At 58.3% G+C, this 1,022-nt stretch carries 2 protein-coding genes; both read right to left on the bottom strand.

Annotated features, from left to right (window positions below; translation table 11 throughout):
* Window positions 1-545, bottom strand: a 545-nt coding sequence (locus tag D1841_RS17505) for an ATP-binding cassette domain-containing protein (protein ID WP_161880208.1), incomplete at its 3' end; no start/stop codon positions are given.
* Between the two features lie 15 nt (window positions 546-560).
* Window positions 561-1,022: ABC transporter permease (locus D1841_RS17500; protein WP_161880207.1), on the bottom strand; the 462-nt coding region annotated here is incomplete at its 5' end.

The following is a 1,022-nucleotide window of genomic DNA, read 5'->3' as shown; positions in this document are numbered from 1 at the left end:
TCGTCCGCTATCAGCACCTTCGGCGACAGGATGGTGGAGATGGCGATAACCGTCCTCTGCTTCATGCCGCCGGACAGTTCCACCGCGTGCTTCTGCAGCACCTCCGGCGGCAGGCCCAGGATGCGGAAGCGCTCCACCGCCATGTCATAGATATCTTTCTTGCTCAGGCTCTTGTCGTGGACGCGGATAACGTCCTCTATAAAGCGGATGATCTTCTGGGTGGGGTTCAACGCGTTCATGGCCGCCTGGGGGATGTACGCGATTTCCGTCCCCAGTATCTTCTTGCGCACCTCGTCCGGCTTCATACCCGAAATGTTCTGCCCGTCTATGATGATTTCACCGCTGATATAGTGCAGGGGCGCGAAGTAGTACCCCATCAGGCTCAGGGCCAGCGTGGATTTGCCGCAGCCGGACTCGCCTGCCACGCCCAGGGACTTCCCTTCCTCTATTTTCAGGGATACCCCGTCCACCGCGAACACGTCCTCTTTAAAACGCGTCACATACTTCGTCTTTAAGTCTTTTACTTCCAGCATTACTTTTCCCATGTTCTATCCTCCCGGTTAGTCGCGAAGCTGCGGGTTGAACACCTGGTCTAACCCCGTATTCATCAGGTTCAGCGAGAATGAGATTATCGCTACGGACAGCACCACCGGCACGAATGCCCACCAGCTTCCGCCCTGGATGGCCTGGAAGTTCTGCGCCCAGTTCATCATAATGCCCAGAGTGCTGGTTGTGGAGTTGGAAGGCCCAAGGCCCAGCATGGAAAGCTGCGCTTCCGCCAGGATGCCGGAGGAGATTTGCAGGATCAGCGCCATCACCACGTAGGACGCCACATAAGGCAGGATGTCCTGGATGATAATCCGCGGCATGCTGTGGCCTGAAAGCTTTGACAGGTTCACGTGGTCCCGGTTGCGCAGGGACAGCACCTGGGAACGAACGGAACGCGCCGTCCAGGGCCAGCCCGTAAGCCCGATGATGGTGCCTACCATCATCGGCCCGCGGCCCGCTTCGCTCAGGGCGTT

This window comes from Neglectibacter sp. X4, from assembly GCF_009917365.1.
Taxonomy (GTDB): Bacteria; Bacillota; Clostridia; order Oscillospirales; family Acutalibacteraceae; genus Acutalibacter.
Note: the sequence above shows the minus strand (reverse complement) of the source record. Positions and strands in the feature narration are given on the sequence as shown.